The 12306-nt window shown below is 62.4% G+C and carries 10 protein-coding genes, 1 tRNA gene and 1 pseudogene; 4 read left to right on the forward strand and 8 right to left on the reverse strand.

Annotated features, from left to right (window positions below):
* Positions 1 to 44: 44 nt before the first annotated feature.
* From BB934_RS37740 to BB934_RS37760, 5 genes and pseudogenes are all read right to left on the reverse strand, one after another.
* The gene (locus tag BB934_RS37740; RefSeq protein ID WP_099514822.1) at positions 45 to 1082 is read right to left on the reverse strand and encodes an IS110 family RNA-guided transposase; all 1038 of its coding nucleotides are present in this window, start codon (positions 1080 to 1082) and stop codon (positions 45 to 47) included.
* Between the two features lie 1073 nt (positions 1083 to 2155).
* Positions 2156 to 2989: an SAM-dependent methyltransferase gene (locus BB934_RS37745; protein WP_099514823.1), complete on the reverse strand. Its 834-nt coding sequence runs from the start codon at positions 2987 to 2989 to the stop codon at positions 2156 to 2158.
* 152 nt (positions 2990 to 3141) lie between these two features.
* Positions 3142 to 3351 (reverse strand): annotated as a pseudogene (locus BB934_RS50475) (ATP-binding cassette domain-containing protein); the annotation flags it as partial.
* Positions 3352 to 3534: 183 nt separating this feature from the next.
* On the reverse strand, positions 3535 to 5886 hold the full coding sequence (locus BB934_RS37755) for a spermidine synthase (protein WP_335645658.1): 2352 nt from the start codon (positions 5884 to 5886) through the stop codon (positions 3535 to 3537).
* A 112-nt stretch (positions 5887 to 5998) separates the two neighbouring features.
* Positions 5999 to 6727 (reverse strand): protein-L-isoaspartate(D-aspartate) O-methyltransferase, encoded by a 729-nt coding sequence (locus BB934_RS37760; protein WP_099514824.1) that lies wholly within the window; start codon positions 6725 to 6727, stop codon positions 5999 to 6001.
* A 290-nt stretch (positions 6728 to 7017) separates the two neighbouring features.
* Here BB934_RS37760 and BB934_RS37765 point away from each other — a divergent pair, with 290 nt between their 5' ends.
* The 4 genes from BB934_RS37765 to BB934_RS37790 all read left to right on the forward strand — a co-directional run bounded on the left by BB934_RS37765 (position 7018) and on the right by BB934_RS37790 (position 9623).
* Positions 7018 to 7533 (forward strand): hypothetical protein, encoded by a 516-nt coding sequence (locus BB934_RS37765; protein WP_099514825.1) that lies wholly within the window; start codon positions 7018 to 7020, stop codon positions 7531 to 7533.
* On the forward strand, positions 7490 to 7915 hold the full coding sequence (locus BB934_RS37770) for a hypothetical protein (RefSeq protein WP_099514826.1): 426 nt from the start codon (positions 7490 to 7492) through the stop codon (positions 7913 to 7915). Before BB934_RS37765 ends, BB934_RS37770 begins: the two co-directional genes overlap by 44 nt.
* A gap of 220 nt (positions 7916 to 8135) precedes the next feature.
* Entirely contained in the window at positions 8136 to 9074 is a 939-nt protein-coding gene (locus BB934_RS37775) for an NAD-dependent epimerase/dehydratase family protein (protein ID WP_237050574.1), read from the forward strand.
* Between the two features lie 464 nt (positions 9075 to 9538).
* A tRNA-Leu gene (locus tag BB934_RS37790) sits at positions 9539 to 9623 on the forward strand.
* Positions 9624 to 9810: 187 nt separating this feature from the next.
* Here the strand turns inward: BB934_RS37790 and BB934_RS37795 are convergent.
* From BB934_RS37795 to BB934_RS37810, 3 genes are all read right to left on the reverse strand, one after another.
* Positions 9811 to 10149: a hypothetical protein gene (locus BB934_RS37795; protein ID WP_099514829.1), complete on the reverse strand. Its 339-nt coding sequence runs from the start codon at positions 10147 to 10149 to the stop codon at positions 9811 to 9813.
* 647 nt (positions 10150 to 10796) lie between these two features.
* Positions 10797 to 11006 carry a hypothetical protein gene (locus tag BB934_RS37800; protein ID WP_099514830.1) on the reverse strand — a complete coding sequence of 70 codons (210 nt, stop codon included), beginning with the start codon at positions 11004 to 11006 and terminating at the stop codon, positions 10797 to 10799.
* A gap of 271 nt (positions 11007 to 11277) precedes the next feature.
* A complete protein-coding gene (locus tag BB934_RS37810; RefSeq protein WP_099514832.1) occupies positions 11278 to 12078 on the reverse strand; it encodes a DUF1194 domain-containing protein in 801 nt (266 codons plus the stop codon).
* Positions 12079 to 12306 lie beyond the last annotated feature (228 nt).

The raw sequence follows: 12306 nt of genomic DNA on the forward strand, positions 1-12306 counted from the left end.
TCGGTTATCCTTCTGTTCTTGTGACAGGCTGTTCTGGTGAGTGATCAGGCGGTCGCCGTGGCACTCTCCCTGGTCCAGCGGAACTCGGTGCCGTCGCTCCAGAGGCGGTGCATGATCACAGCCAAGCGACGCGCCAGAGCCACGATGGCCTTTTGCAGGCCGCGCCGTCGGGCCACATTCACGGCCCAGGCCTTCAGCCAGGACCATTTCTGCACCCGGGTCAGCAGCACCTGAGCTGCCTCATAGAGTAGCGCTCGCATCATGGCGTCGCCGCACAGAGAGACGCGTCCGATCCGATTGCTCTCGCCGGACTGGTTGAGAACCGGCGTGAGCCCCAGAGCGGGGCCGACTGCCTTGGAAGTCTTGAACCGCGCCGGAATGTCGATCGTGGCGCTGAAGGCCAGCGATACCACAGGACCGACACCGGGGATGGTCATCAGGCGCCGGCAGACGTCATCGTCCCGGACGGTCACCAACACTTTGCGATGCAGGATGGCGAAGCGCTCCCGCAGGCTCTGACGGGCTTCGAGGAGGCAAGCCATGATCTCGGCCAGCTCCGGTAGTCCCGCCACGAGCTCCCGGATCCGGTCCTCGAACCTGACCTTGCCAATGATCCCGACCTTGAGCCCAAAGTTGCGCAGCAGACCGCGGATGTCGTTCTCGATGGCAATGGCTTTTTCCTGCAATAACTTGCGAGCTGTCAGCAGGGCGCGTCTGTTCTGGCTGGTGAGCGTCGTCACATGAACGGGCCGGAACAGGTTGACACGCATCATCTGAGCGATGCCGCGCGCACCGTTGCGGTCGGTCTTGTTCACCTGCGCCTTCAGGAACGCCTTGGTGTGACGCGTCTCAATGCAAATGACCGGCAGCCCGGCCATGGCCAGCCCGCTGTAGAGCCATTGGGACAGCGGACCGGCTTCGAGCCCGACCCGCTCGAGCCGCCAGGCTGGATCCCGGAGCAGCTGCGCCAGGTCGTCTGGATGGCTGGTCACCTTCAGTTCGCGACAGACCTTGCCCGTCTCGTCCAGAATGCACAAAGAAGTCTCTTTGACCGAGACGTCGAGGCCGGCATAATGCTTCATGCTGCGCTTCTCCCACCGATGCTTGTGGCTGGTCCTACCCAGACCACGTTGTACCATCAGCCTGAAGCGCAGCACCTCCCGACAGTCCGGCGGGGTGTGGCGCGAAGCCGATTACCCCATCTGTCGCAACCTCGAAGTATAGGCATTTTTCGGCGTCATTTTGCGTGATAACAGCGACGCTAAGCCATTGCTTCTACAGCATCCGGCCAGCGTGGACCGGCTAGTATTGACAAGTAAAATGCGAATTTGCGACCTGTGTGGACGCCCGGTAAAACGCAAGACGAATCTTCAGGTTTGATGCAGCGCGTGGTCAGGGCTGACGTGTGCGGCCTCTACTTCGGCCGTTCATACGCCGCGGGCCCGGATGGGAGTTCGCGGATCAGGTCCAATTCGGAGCCATGCGAAGGCGCTCGTCACAAAGCTGGTTTTTCTGATCCCGTCTCGGTGACCGTTGCGCCATCTCTCTCCTGTGATCTTCTCACGCCTCAACAGCCCCATAGCCGCGAGGGCTTACCCCGCCGCGGCCGGAGCCTAACAGATTCCACCTCTTGCCGTCGGACCCAGACGAACCAGGCTATCTTGTTGGCCAGCGCTACCCGCACCGGCATCGGCGGTTTATGCGCGACTATGCGGGTGTCACTGAGCATTTTGGCCTGAGACAGCAGATTCAATGATTTAAGTGGCTTAATTGTTGGGCCGAGATAAAGGCTCAAGCATTTAATGTGAGATTTTCGTTGGCGTTGAGCATTTAACGTAAGATCGCAGCGCGAACGTTGCTTGCATTTGGAGTGGGCATGAGCGCCGTCCGCAAACGTGCTTCGGTAGTCGCAAGTGTTTCTCTAACGAACGGGGCAGGGGAGGGGTGTTCCTGAACGTATCTCACATTAACAGTTAACCTGAGCCTCCGAGATCACGGAGTTTCACGCCAAGATGTCTGCTCCTGCTCCAAAAGCTGGACTCTCACTTCAGGATGTTCAGCGACACCCGGGTTGATGAGAGCGTCTGTCCCGGATGCAGATGCTGCAATGGCCGACAACGCGGTTCACAGCACTCTGGAGGTAGGCGAGGACAGTTCACACATGTGCGATGGCAGGCTTTTCGACGATGTAGAAAAATCGCGATAGCCGGCTGCTGGATGCCAGCTCAGCCGTCACCGCGAGGAAGTTCTGGCGTTGCGAAAACCATTCTAAGCCCTCTGTCTTTGCTAACTCGGAGGAGCGCCTTTCCCGCGCCACATGCAACCGGGTTGCAAGATCCGCGGTGGCTCGAGTCCGATCGTCACAGCGTTGCAGGACGAGACCGGCCGCCGCCACTGCGGTTTCATTTAATCCCGGTGGCACAAGCAGAAAGCCCCCTTGTGATGCTCGAATCTCAAATTCGTCCTTTGAGATAGCTCCGGTCAGAACGGCGGCATCGGTGAAGAGCAATAGGCCTCCAGGCCGCAGCAATCGCGACCAATCGGCTAGGATTGCGAACCGATCCCCAAGATGAAGCACTGCATCAATGCAGACTACGACATCAAACGCGTCATTCTCGAAGGGCAGCGCGTTCCGACAGTCGAGCGTGAGAAAGCGGGCTTTTTCAGAGAAGCCGCGCTCTGATGCGAGACGCTGGGCTTGTGCAATGGCGGAGGCTTCGATGTCAATGCCGGTCAGTGTGCAGCCGGTCGAGGCGACAAGCGCGAGCGAGGGCCCGCCGGATCCGCAGGCGACATCGAGGACGTGGCAGGGGCTGGAACGACTGCACAGCTCAGCGATTTGGGCCTGTTCGTCAAGGGTCCGCCACCCCAGTTGACCTAGGTCCTCTCCATAGACCTCGCGCCGGATCTCGGCCGAGATATCGCTTCCAAAGCGTGTGTACTGCTGGGGGTAAAACTCATATTGCCGATCGGCCCGATCCTCGGTCATGGTGATCGTCCCTCGCAGGAACCTGGATCAAGCAGACACGATACGCCGAGCTTCATGATCGCACTACGGAAGAGTTCGACTGGTGTTTGATCTTTAGTCAGGCAGCTCCTTATCACTGATACGATGCGGGCGTGGCGATATTGGTCGACGCAAGGGATTGCACGGAGCCAGATCTCACCGCTGTCGGCATCGTCGAGGCCGGCAACCAGATGCAAGAGGGTGCTGTTTCCGCTCCCGGATTGGCCCATCAGGGCCACGCTGGACCCGGGTTCAAGCGTCAGGTTGACTCCCTTGAGCACCGTCAGCAGCCCCTGAGGTGTGCGAGAGCTCTTCCTGAGATCGAAGATCTTAAGCAAGGGCATGGCAGGTTCTGTCGCATCTAACAGATCTAAGCCGACGACCGAAAACGGACAGGGATTTACCCTAAGCGGACTGATCGAGATTATCCTCCTGCGCGAAATCCGTGGCTGAGGTGCGGAGCGGTCGGAACCCGTCCTGCATAAGTGAGGGACTTGCCTGTCGTCCTGCTGTAGGTTGTGTTGCCCCTACGTGGCTCCTGGGGCATCAGAGCCTGACAAAGTCTCTTTGAGAGTTCGAGGTGTTTCGGTCATGAGCGTCAGTGCCGCAACAGCATAGAGCGCGAGGGCCAAACAGACGACGAGAGTTAGACCGATATGCATCGCAAGGATACTCGCAAGGACAGCCCCGACCACTGAGGCACAGCCATTGATGCCCCAAGCCCATGGCACCAGGTCAGGGGCCTCTGCGGATATCCGCTCCAAGCCAAGTGGGAACGGGAGACCCATCGCGAAGCCCAGTGGTGCGATCAAGACAAGGGCTATTGCTGTTTTGAGTGGAGCGGGCAAGCTGACAAGGCTCGGCAGCAGAACAGGCAATCCAATCAGATAGATCCCGGCGAACGCGATGATGCCTACCACAGCAATCACAATGACCGCCTGTCTTCGCGAAGCGAGGGGTGCCGCGATGCCACTCCCAAGACCAGCGAAGACCAGGAAGGCCGCCAACACCACTGCTATCGCCGCTAGGGGATGACCAAGGAACAATGTAAAGCGCTGGATGAAGCTGATTTCGATAAACATGAACCCAAAGCCAAGAGCCGAAAAGTAAAGCACGACCTGCCACCGTGCCACGGCTCCAGGCTTGCGATTCGAGTGTTTGGCGCGCAACACCGCCAGCGGCAACAGGATGAGGACCAAGCTCGCGATCGCTGATTGCAGGAGTGTGGCGAGCAAGACCAAATACCCCGCATCCACTTGGGTCAGCCCACCTTGCGCGCGTTGGGCCAAAAGCTCGGGCAGCAATGCCCATTTGAACGAGCGGAAAAAGTAGGGCCGGTCATCGGTTGCCGGCACGATGTAGAACCTGTAGTCGTTCAGAAAACGCTCCCGTGCCGGGCCAAGCACCGCCACGGCGGCGCGGTACAGGTAGGGTTCGGCCACTTGGTTGAAGCGGTTCGCCTCTGCCTCGGCCATACCCGGATACCAAGCCACGTCGAAGGAACGGGCTACGGCGAAAGCTCGGATCGCGGCAATATCGGCGGCATTGAAGGGCCCATTCTTCATCAAGAGTGTTGCCGTGTTCCAGCTATGGATCATCGCCAGCTGAGCGCCGGGGGATGAGACACCCCTTTGCTCGAGAGCCACAGCGGCGGTGGCGAACAGTTTTATGGCATCGCGGGGCGGCGCGAGCAGCCAGCGCGTGATGGCCAGCAGCCCGCCAGGGGCGAGATGCCCGTAATAAGCCTGAAGCGCCTCCACCGTGTAGAGTGGACTTTCCCCAAGAGCCTGAACACCTGCCGCCGCCGCCGTGAAGGAATCGAGAAGTGCCAGCTGGATCAAATCCCAACGCTGCCTGCTCGCCTCCACGAAGCTGCGTGCCTCGGCGATGTGCACCGTGACACCCTCGCGCTGATAGATCCCTCCGGCGAAAGCCGAGAATGGCCCACGCACCAGGTCGACCAGATCTGGGTTGAGCTCAAGCGCGTCGATGCGTGCTGCGTCATGGTACAGAGCATTCAGCACGTCGGCGCCCCCTCCCGCTCCCAGGATGAGCGTGCGTGGCGCCTTGAGGAGGTGGTACGGGAGCGCTGTGGTCTGCTGATCGAGAAATTCGAGCGCACTCTTGTCCCCCGTAGAGCGGGTGATGAACGTCGGCGCTTCGGCATCCGTGAAGACACCCAACTGCATGGGCGGCTCCGACATGGCGCTGAGGCTGAGCCCGGGAGCATAGCGAAATGGAACAACCGGGCTCTCGACCACTGTCAGCAGCCCCAGTGGATTAGACCGCTGTGCCAGGACACGGGCATCCGGTGCTGTCAAGGCTACGCTCAAGCCCTTGTACGGTGATGGCTGTAGCTGCAGCCACGAAGACGGCCAAGCGACCGTTGAGATCACCGCAAGAGCAGCCAACGCGGCAGCCGAACGGCGAGCGCCACTGTCCAAAGCGGCAAGTGTCGCCGCAACGAAGCCCAGGCCGCCAATGATCCGCAGGCATTCCTGCGGCGGGAGCACGTACAGCAGGGCGACAGTCAGCAGCGCACCGGCACCGGCGCCGAGCAGGTCCGCGCGGTAGATCGTGGCAATCCGATCGCTGTAGTGAATGAAAGCCAGCCCAATCGCGGCACCGGAGGCAAAAAAGGGCAGAGCCAGCAACAGGTAAATCCGCGCCAGATGAAGCTGCTGGTGGACATCCCAGATCACCTCGAGCGGATTGAACGGCACCCGCTGTGCGAGTGCAAAGCCTCCGACAGTGGAGATCGCGAACAGCACGGCGCAGCCGGTGAAGCCGAAGCCAAAGGATGATGAGGTGCGCGCTCCTCGCGCGAAGGCCAGGGCCGTGCCGCTGGCGCCAATCCCGAGCAGCGCCACGCTGATCATCATGTAGGCGAAATGGTGCCAGAGCAGGATTGAGAACAGGCGCGCCAGCAGGATCTCGTATGCGAGGGCAGCGCCTGCGAGAATGCCGATGGCAATCAAGAGTGCCATGGCCCTAGCGATTACCGCCAGTCAGCGGGACGAACTGGACGGGCACGAGTGTGCGAGTATGCACTTGCTCCCGGGTGTCTTTCTCAACCAGCATCAGGTTCTGAGCCATGAAGGGTGGCCCGACCGGAATGACCATGCGGCCCCCCGGCTTGAGTTGCCTGACGAGCGGCGGTGGAATATGGCTTGCGGCTGCGGTCACAATGATTGCATCGAAGGGGCTGTGTTCGGGCCAGCCATGATAGCCGTCGCCGTGCCGCACCGTCACATTGCCGTAGCCCAGCGTAGCCAATCGTTCCGTTGCCCGCTTGGCCAGCGCCTCCACGATCTCGATCGAGTAGACGCGGCTGACCAGCGGCGACAGCACTGCAGCCTGATAGCCGGAGCCGGTCCCGACCTCGAGAACAACATCGTCCTTGTCCGACCTCACAAGGCCGGTCATGAGGGCAACGATGTAAGGCTGTGAGATTGTCTGGCCATAGCCGATCGGCAGGGGCCGGTTGTCATAGGCGGCAGCTCGGACCTCTGCGGGCACGAACTCGTGCCGTGGCACCTGCCGCATGATAGCCAGGACGGATGGAGTGAGGCCGCCGGTACCCAGGGCAGCGGCGAGACGGGTGGCGAACCCCTCGATTGTATCGACCATTTTTTGCCGCGCTATCCTATAATCCGGCTCCGCGGCTGCGGCGGTCAACAGCGGCAGAGCTGTGGCGAGCAGGACCAGCGTGCGAGCCATGATCTGGGCCTTGACGGGTATCCTAAAACCAACCCTTCGCTCTCTCCGATGTTCCGGAACCGCTTGCTGCTTACCAGCTCTACTTGGGCTTGCTACTGGCCGATTTCCGGTCGGGATAGGCCATAGAGATCCAGGACGCTTTGTTGCATGAATAGGCGATTTGGCGGCCAAGGCTGGATAGCATAGGAGGAACATGCCCTCCTGATCTCGGACATTTGCTGTGCCGTTCTAGATCGACAGCACGGGGCAGGCAGGCCTATAATGAAATGGGGCTAAGATGGAGGCATGCCATGAGGCTGTCTCTTGCTATTGCACTCTTCCTCGCTGCCCCTCTTGGCGCGGATGTTGTTCCACAAGCAACGTCGGATGAGAACGACGAACCCAATAAGATCGTCCAGATGGTCACTGTCTCCGGTGAATGCTCCAGGCTGGTTCATGCCGGGCTTGCGATGGATGGCTGCAAGCCCATCCTGGTGAACATGAACTACAGCACTGGGGTGAGCACGTATTGGTTTATGACCGAGAGTACAATACTTTCGTTCTCCGGCAATGGCTCCCGCCGGGTTGAACAAGGTTCGGACATTGTTGTCCAGGCCATCGAGACGGTCATCCTGGCTGCGACGACTGGCGCCCCCGAAGAACAGGGCCAGGAGGATGCCGCAGTGGGTTTCTGCCGCTTCGGCGACCCAACCATCAAGGGCTCGACAATCGAGTGTGTGGCCCACACCCAGGCAGGCCCCTACGAGGGGGCGTTCACTACTGATGGAAATCCGCCAAAACTCGAAGCCTTTCAAATCAATCCGTAATCGTTGTCCGTTCCAGTGCCCACTCTACCTGGACGGTGCTTCAGTCCCACCGCGCCGTGTTAATTACCGGCTCTGTTCTCTTATTCCGGAGATTCAGGTCGAGAAGGCCGGCCCGAACTTCTCGACCACCCTGATCGAGTTCACTTATTCGATCACCGAGCAGAAGGGTAACGTCTTCGCCGGAACATCCGGGGCGGGCACGTTCTCGGAGACGCTGATCGGCGCGATCAGCCCCGACAACCGCTCCGGCGTCATGTCGGACGATGACGGCCAGTACACATTCACGATCCGCGACAGCAACACCCTTGATATCTGCTACCAGCACAGCTTCCCGACAAGCCGCGTCGCCGCGTGCTGGACGATTAAGCGCAGCGTAGGCTAGCGGCGGAGCGGCTCGGGGCCAAGCTGTTGAAGGTGAGGCCAAGACTGTGAATCTGGTGCTCGCCCAACTTGGCGGCGCCTGGGCATCGTGTGAGAGGAGAGATTGCAGTGATCACGACCTCGGCGAACCCGAAATGGTTGGGGTGCGCCGAGCGCCTGATCTTGCGGCAGGATCAGGACCATTGTTATGGCCGTCGACAGTTCCCGAAAGGAGTGAGACCGTGGCGGAGACGGGAGGTTATCACGTTGTCCTCGGGGCCACCGGCGGCGCCGGTTGTGCCCTCGTGGCCGAGCTGGCACGCCAGGGCCGCCGCGTGCGGGCGGTCGGCCGCAGAGCCACCGACCCATGGCCCAAGGGAGTCGAGGCGGTCACGGCCGACATCCTGCGAGCCGACGAGGTTCGGAAGACCTGCCGGGATGCAGCCGTCGTCTATCACGCAGCGAACGTGCCGTACGCGCAGTGGCCGCAGGTCCTGCCGGCGATGACCGAGAGCGTGATTGCGGCAGCCTCAGCCGCCGATGCCGTTCTCGTGGTGGTCGACAACCTCTACATGTACGGCCCCTCAAGTGGTCCGATGACCGAGGACAGCCCACGCCGGGCGAGCGGCCCCAAGGGGCAGCTGCGGGCCCGCCTGGAAGAGACGCTTCTGGCCGCTCACACGCGTGGCCGGGTCGGCGTCGCGATCGGCCGCGGCTCGGACTTCTATGGCCTCCATGCCAACTCAGCCGCCACTATGCTGGTGATCGAGCCAGCCCTGCGGGGAAAGACCGCCTCCTGGCTCGGCTCATTGGATGCGCCCCATACACTCACCTACCTGCCGGACTTTGCCCGGGGCCTGGTTACCCTCGGGACGAATGCCCGCGCCTGGGGCGAGGTCTGGCACATTCCGAGCGGCCCGCCTGTGACAGGCAGGACCTTCATCGCTGAGGTGTTCGGGGCCCTGGGCCAGCCGCCCCGGATGCGGCGGCTCGGGCGGGGCATGATGACACTGGCCGGCCTGTTCAATCGCCAGATCCGCGAGGCCCGTGAGGTGCTCTATCAGTTCGAGCGGCCGTTCGTGATGGACACGTCCAAGTTCGAGCGCACGTTCGGGGGCGCCGTCACGCCGCTGCGGGAAGGCGTTCGACAGACCATTGCCGCCCTGCAATCCACCCAGTGAGCGCATGCCGCCCGCGGCCCCATCATCAGCCTGCTCTAGCGAGGATTGGGAAGGACGAACCTACGCTCAGTCTTCACACCACCGGAAGCTGGCTTTGTGTAGACCAGCTGCCTTTGCCAAGGGCACCAGCTGGATCCGTCATCAGTTGGGGCACCGCAGAAGATCGCCTCGGTTTCGTCCGAGACAACATAGCGGCATTGCTGCGAACGCAGACGGAAGAGCGTGGTTCGGTCGCGAGAAGATCGCTCCGGGATCTCAAGCTCAGGCATGGAATCCTCAGTGGCAGTGACCTGACTCCTAAAGGCCTCGATCTCCAGGAGCTCCATGCCGGTGTGCCTTTCCTGACATAGCCAGCCATCCGTGAATGCGGCACATTTCGAGAGGCGTGGGCCTGTAGCTCAGTGGTCAGAGCCGGCCGCTCAACGGTCTGGTTCCCGGTTCGAGCCCGGGCGGGCCCACCACGTGCGGGCGTGGCGGAATTGGGAGACGCACTGGATTTAGGTTCCAGCGGCGCCAGCTGTGGGGGATCGAGCCCCTCCGCCCGCACCAGTCTACGATTGCCGCGGCTTATGGGCCCGTCCAGTTCTCGATGGCTTCCTTCAGGCCTGCAGGCAGGTCGCTCGGAGCCTCGTCCTCGAAGGCAGTTCGTTGCTGCAGGAGGGGAGGGCAGGTCACGGGCGACGAGCGGACCTTCACACGACCAAGCTGAAGGGCCGTCCGTAACCCAGAGCTGACTCTAGCCCGTCGGACACTCAGTCCGGGGCGGCCGTTTCGCGTCCGATGGCACGGCATCAGTGAGGATGGTGCCGGCGGAACGCACGACGGCGAAGGCCAGTGCGTGTATGTCGATGCTGTCAGCGAGGACCGTCGGCAGGCACATCCAAGACACCACGTCGGGATCGACGTCGAGCAGGCAGCCGAGATCGCGGGCGGCCTGGGTCCGGAACAGGGGCACGCCCCGGCAGCGGACGGTGCCGCGCGGATGGAACGAGAGAGCAGATGCGCTTTCGCGGATGTGGGTCAGCAGGTCGGACGCATCGTCGGCGACGATGTCGGAAGACGAAATGATGGGCATGGGGTACGCTCGTCCCAATGCGGACGGCATGAAGCCGTCACGTGAACCGATCAGGGGCGGGTTCGGGAGATCATCGTATCGAGGTCGGGTCCGGCGCACGTCGACGATGCGCGGAAGGCGCGATCCGATGCAAGCGACGTGTGCGGGAGCCCGGGTCGCGTCCGGAACAAATAGGCAACACAGCCAAGCTTGTAAACCACGTATTCGAAGAAATCCGGCGCGACGCGCAAGACGTCGGCGCAAGCATCGGCCGGGCGGGATCCCGATGCGTCCTTGGTGGGTGCGAGAGCCCTTCCGCCGGGAGGCGGGCTACTCCTGCCACGGCTCTACAAGCCGGGTGTCGTTCGGACACACCTCCAGGCGGTACGCAACCTCCTCCCCGGTGACGGCGGTCGCGGCAGGACCGCAGATGACCTTGAACGCCGTGTCTCGGTCACCGGAACCGACCTCCGTGACCCTCGTGGCCATGGGACAGGCGAACCCGCCGTCCCTGACCCAGAGGCGTATCGCTCCAGGAGTTCGAGGGTCCAAACATCACCCTGGGCAGCGGAGATCCCGGGAAACAGGGCTGCCATGACGGCGATGCGCATCGGGATCATCTCGCCGATCGTTCCTGGTTCGGATGATGCGCCGGGGACGGAGCCTGTTCAGCCGTTCGCTTGCGAGGACGCGGATGCCGGCACGATGTCGGCTTCACGTACAACGCGCTGGACCGGCCCTGCCGCTGCCTTGATCCGGTAGAGGGGCTCGTCGTCCGATCCGGAGGGCAGAAGACCCAGGATCTCGTAGATCCCGGTATTCTCGAGAAGGCGTTCCCGTGGCCGCACGAGCTGGCCGATCCCAAATCTGTGCGTCATGGCGTCTGTTCCTCATCCGTGAGCGCGGCTCTTCTGCGATGGCCCGCCCGATGCCGAAACAACCGTGTCGCTTGGCCCCTCGTTCCAACGGATGCCGCAGGGTGCGCGTGCCATGATGCGGCCGCCTGCCGGATCTGCGATCGCGGCCTCGAGGCCGGGGACGAGGTCATGCTTGCGATCAAGGCCAGGCGCAGCAGGTTGAGGTCATCGCGCATGACCATCCCGAGCTGCCGCCGGATCATCCGACTGGCTCTGACCGCTCCCGGATCGGTCAGTTTCCGCTCCGCTGCCGCCGGAGCTCCCCGGCCAGGCAGTTGGCCCGGCCCTCTGCCTGGGTCGGCTGGACAAGCGACTGGATCCGGGGCCTGTCGGCGATCTCGCGGACGACCTTGGTTCGAATGGCTTCGGCAAATTGGGCCTTCTCCCGCACCGGGATCATGAAGGCCCCCGGTCCGCCGATCACGCAGTCACGGAAGTAGAGATCGAGGTCCTCGATGTCCCACAGGCCGTCCGGCCGCTTCAGCATGAGCGGCAGCCCGTTGATGGTGATCCCCTGCGCCAGCGCCTCGTCCCGCGCCGCGGTCACGATGCGGCCCTGGTTGTTGGCGCCATCACCGGAGATGTCGATCACCTGCCGGACGGCCTGAATGCCGCTTGTCCGCAGCTTCCAGAGGCTGAAGTCGATGGCACCCGAGATGGAGGTGTAGCCGAAGCGCTGGATGGAGCTCTCGGCCAGGCGAGCCGCAAAGGCACGGCTGTCGCCCGGCTGCTCGATCACGGTCCAGGGCACGACCACCTGCTGGTATCCGGCCCCGGCCCATTCGACGTACACCACCGCGATGCGCCCCAGCATGCCCTTGCCGATGGCCTCGTGCACCTCCGAGGAGCGGAAGGCCTCGACGAAGCCCTGCCGCTGAAGCTCCTGCTCGTCCGGCTCCATCGACAGGGAGACGTCGACGGCCAGCACCAGCGCGAGGTCGACCTCGGCCTCGGCGTGAGCACTCCACGGTTCCAGGACCATCAGCCCGGCCGTCAGCAGCAGGAGCGCAAGGCCACGCCATGGACTGAGCATCCTGAGCTCCCGTTCAGGGACCACCCGTTAGCAGGGAAGCTAGGGCGAAACACGGGCGGGACGATTCCCAGTCCCGAGCCAGAGCGGGAGGTGGGTATGATCACACGACGGCTTCGCTTCGCCTTGTGGCAACACCACCGCTCCCTCAGACGGCAGGCTCTGGCACAGGAGCGCGCAGCCGGGTATCTGATCGGTCACGGACTCGGCCCATGGATGGGCTGCTGACGG

Origin of the sequence: Microvirga ossetica, assembly GCF_002741015.1 — a bacterium.
Classification (GTDB): Bacteria; Pseudomonadota; Alphaproteobacteria; order Rhizobiales; family Beijerinckiaceae; genus Microvirga; species Microvirga ossetica.

What these genes read in the sequence shown, in the direction of transcription:
- BB934_RS37795 (WP_099514829.1), bottom strand. Translation starts at nt 10,149, where the DNA reads ATGCCCATCATTTCGTCTTCCGACATCGTCGCCGACGATGCGTCCGAC.
- BB934_RS37765 (WP_099514825.1), top strand. Translation starts at nt 7,018, where the DNA reads ATGAGGCTGTCTCTTGCTATTGCACTCTTCCTCGCTGCCCCTCTTGGC.
- BB934_RS37770 (WP_099514826.1), top strand. Translation starts at nt 7,490, where the DNA reads ATGGAAATCCGCCAAAACTCGAAGCCTTTCAAATCAATCCGTAATCGT.
- BB934_RS37745 (WP_099514823.1), bottom strand. Translation starts at nt 2,989, where the DNA reads ATGACCGAGGATCGGGCCGATCGGCAATATGAGTTTTACCCCCAGCAG.
- BB934_RS37740 (WP_099514822.1), bottom strand. Translation starts at nt 1,082, where the DNA reads ATGAAGCATTATGCCGGCCTCGACGTCTCGGTCAAAGAGACTTCTTTG.
- BB934_RS37755 (WP_335645658.1), bottom strand. Translation starts at nt 5,886, where the DNA reads ATGATCAGCGTGGCGCTGCTCGGGATTGGCGCCAGCGGCACGGCCCTG.
- BB934_RS37810 (WP_099514832.1), bottom strand. Translation starts at nt 12,078, where the DNA reads ATGCTCAGTCCATGGCGTGGCCTTGCGCTCCTGCTGCTGACGGCCGGG.
- BB934_RS37760 (WP_099514824.1), bottom strand. Translation starts at nt 6,727, where the DNA reads ATGGCTCGCACGCTGGTCCTGCTCGCCACAGCTCTGCCGCTGTTGACC.
- BB934_RS37800 (WP_099514830.1), bottom strand. Translation starts at nt 11,006, where the DNA reads ATGACGCACAGATTTGGGATCGGCCAGCTCGTGCGGCCACGGGAACGC.